2 protein-coding genes and 1 pseudogene are annotated in these 3,199 nt (G+C 50.4%); all 3 read right to left on the reverse strand.

The window, feature by feature from the left end; genetic code table 11:
* Positions 1–504: pseudogene (locus tag BLW97_RS18335) on the reverse strand (hypothetical protein); the annotation flags it as partial.
* Complete coding sequence (locus BLW97_RS18340) at positions 504–2,051, reverse strand: OpgD/OpgG family glucan biosynthesis protein (protein WP_075324196.1); 1,548 nt, start codon at positions 2,049–2,051, stop codon at positions 504–506. The gene BLW97_RS18340 and the pseudogene BLW97_RS18335, both read right to left, overlap by 1 nt.
* An 895-nt stretch (positions 2,052–2,946) precedes the next feature.
* Entirely contained in the window at positions 2,947–3,147 is a 201-nt protein-coding gene (locus BLW97_RS18345) for a glycine zipper domain-containing protein (RefSeq protein WP_139111723.1), read from the reverse strand.
* Positions 3,148–3,199: the final 52 nt, after the last annotated feature.

Here is a 3,199-nt window from a genome sequence, read left to right on the forward strand (position 1 = left end):
TGGAATCCGCTGCACATTCTTTTGCCCAATGGGACGCCTTCCCAGATTTCTCATACTGGATGGTGTCCTGAATGCCCATACAGGCATGCATTCTTCCTCTAAATATTCCCGAATCTTCCGGACGAATCGTTTTGACGCCATAGAAGAACGCAATATTGCCGGAGATTGTTGCTGTTCAAACCAGCGTGCTGGATGGTTTTGCGCACGAGCTGCCGGTGATGCAGTGGCCAGACGAGCGTTGAGTTCATCGCTATCCTCAGCCAACGCGCCAATAGCGGTTTGCATCAGTGCAAACCAAGCTGGTCTTATTTCATTGCGTTGGCCAACCTGTGCTTGTAGACCTCTTACGACCTGGCTTTCTACCCACTTCCGTTGTTCGGAAGACAGCTCGAGCCTGTCCAGGTAATGTGTTGCAGCAGTGGGTACTCTAACAGGGTGGATAGACGGGTCGTTAATGGGGCGAATTGGATGCAGGCTATCGAAATTATCCGGGCTTCTATACATTATGCTGCCTCCTTTTGAGGGGGTAATAAATATAACCAGGTATCACTAAGCACTTTCCCTTTTGAAGCCAGAAATAGGCTGATGTTACGGGGTTGATGTCTGGCTGGGAGAATCTGGGCGTTCACCTGCCATTGGTGCTTCAAGGGATTGAATCGTACTGACGAATGGAGAATATGTACCCCTGCTCCGACCGTAAAATGGGCGTGCATAGGGGTTTGTGCGGGGAGATGACCCAATCCATCTCCGGCGAAATCCACCACCAATGTCTTGGCGCCCTTCATGTGCGGATCGTTACCCAGAAAGGTAGCGACTGGATGCCCGCCAGATGGGAGCTGTTTGTCGTTCCGGAAAAACCGGATCTGGTAATGCACCCGCAGTGATTCACCCGGTCGCAGGGGTTTCGCGGGGACCCAAAAGGTCACCATGTTATCCGTATTACGGTTGTTTGTCGGCAATTCTACCAGCTCCACCTGTCCTTTCCCCCAGTGATTAAGCGGGTGAATCCAGACGCTGGGCCTTTTTTGATACTGTGTAATTAATCCTTCGTAGTTAGAAAAGCGGCGATCCTGTTGAAAGAATCCGAAACCAATGGGGTTATTGAGAAGATAACGGGTCACCTGGATGTGCAGGGGGTTATTCAACGGTCTTGTGATCCATTGACCATCACGGGCCGCCATGATCAGATCGATGGAATCATGTTGTTGAGGGTGCCAGTCCCCGGCTCTAATACCTCGACCACGACCATGCCAGTACATGCTTGAAAGCGGGGCAATTTCAAGCTGCTTGATTTTTTTGCGCGGGTACAAAACGGCCCGTACGCGGATGCGTGTACTTTTTCCAGGGATTACCGTAAACCGGTAGGCCCCGGTTATTACAGGGCTATTCAGCAGGGCATAAATGATCATGTGCCGCGCTCCTGGCTTGGGTCGTTGCAACCAGAACTCCTGGAAATAAGGAAAAATTTCACCAGAAGGTAAGGCCGTATCTATTCCAAGGCCTCTGGCTGAAGTTCCATAGACGGCGCCCTTGCCGACAGCACGGAAATAACTGGCACCGAGGAAAGACACAAACTCGTTGTGGTAAGGAGGAGTATCCAGTGGGTAAAGCAAAGAAAATCCTGCGTATCCTCCTTTACGCGGGAGTTGCGATTGACTAACTACCCCATGGGTAGCAAACAGCCTGGCACTGTAGGGCAGCGGAAAGGACTGTCCGTGCTGAATAACATTCATTTGTACGGGATTGACAAAGGTATGCCCCAGTGGATAAAACACGACTTCAAACGGTAAATCCTGCCCCTTCCAGAGGGGGTGTACGTCCAGAATCCGACCATATGCCTGTGGGCTCAGCCTGCGCAGATATTGGCCAGCGGAAATGGGGCGCGGTTTCCAAGCTCTGCGGGACAACTTTTGTGCAGATTTCTGGAGGTTGGCAAAGGAAAAAGAGCCTGCAAAGGCAGTGGAAGACCCTATGAGCGCCAATACCGTAGCCAATCCTGCTACGCCATAAAAAAACACAGATTTATTGTTGCTGGAAAGGAAAGTAATCATGACAGATCTTCAGCATATTTTATGCCGAAGTTATAACTAAATGATTATTTACATAAAAATAACAACCGTGAAACATTTACCTCGGAAAATGTCGCTCCGGGGTCACGGTTATTTTATTCATAGCTAATCACATTTTTTTCTTATATTAAAAAATTATTCAAGCAAATCATTTTGTTAATTATGGGCAGGCGTCATTTTAGAAAAACATAATATTGTCACTCATAGGCGACGCGTGCGGATTTAATCATTTGTTTCCAATAGTTGAGAGCATATCGAAAACCTGCCCATTCACATTATTCATTGATCACCCGCATGCAACCTTCTTGGAAATGGGTGTCGCGGACGTCCACCCGGCCCATGCAGATTGATGTTACTACCCGGATGCGGGCCTCCTCTAGGGCTAAATTGAGGAACTGATGGCGGGCGTCCTGGCAAAAAGGCTCGCTGCGGAGGTAAATTTAGTGGATGGATAAAGGGCCGCTGCATGCCGAAATGATGAAAAAATCTTCCTGGCGGTGGTGGTGCCCCTGGTGGTGGAGGCGGCAGGGGCGGCATACCAGCTGGCAGGGGAGGTGGCGGTGCTGGGTAGTACTGGTAGTACAATTGCGGATAGTAGTCCCAAAACAGGTACTGGTCATAGAGTGGCTGACTAAAGTAGGGTTGCTCATCCTGGGTGACGTAATATCCCGTATATGCATACGTACCATAGGGCTGAATCGCGCAGCCGGAAAGGGTTACCATGCTGACAATAAAGCCCACAAATAATAACCTTTTTGAGTTCACCTTTGGATCACCCTGCTATATGTGTTACTCCGAGTCGCACCTCACTCCATTCCCTGTTGCCCATCCGCTCCAAATAGGAGCCGCATCCCCTTGTAATCAGTGCAGTAATCGGTCAATTACCGTTCAGGCTGTTTTCTATTTGGGGGAGAGCAGCACCTACCCCCGCACCCACCGCACCACCTACCGCAGCACCGACGGCAGGATTGCCCGCAGCGACTGTTCCCAAAACCGCACCGCCAGCAGCGCCAATAGCACCGCCACTCAGAGCACGCTGGCCCGTTGGGCTCATGTTGGCACAACCGGCTAATGCCATCACTGCTGTCAAAAGTAAGACTGCCCGGACCCACGAAGCGGCAGGATTTGCA

This window comes from Acidithiobacillus albertensis, from assembly GCF_001931655.1.
Classification (GTDB): domain Bacteria; phylum Pseudomonadota; class Gammaproteobacteria; order Acidithiobacillales; family Acidithiobacillaceae; genus Acidithiobacillus; species Acidithiobacillus thiooxidans.

Excerpts from the sequence above, each read along its gene's own strand:
- BLW97_RS18340 (WP_075324196.1), bottom strand. The coding sequence starts at position 2,051 with ATGATTACTTTCCTTTCCAGCAACAATAAATCTGTGTTTTTTTATGGC.
- BLW97_RS18345 (WP_139111723.1), bottom strand. The coding sequence starts at position 3,147 with ATGGCATTAGCCGGTTGTGCCAACATGAGCCCAACGGGCCAGCGTGCT.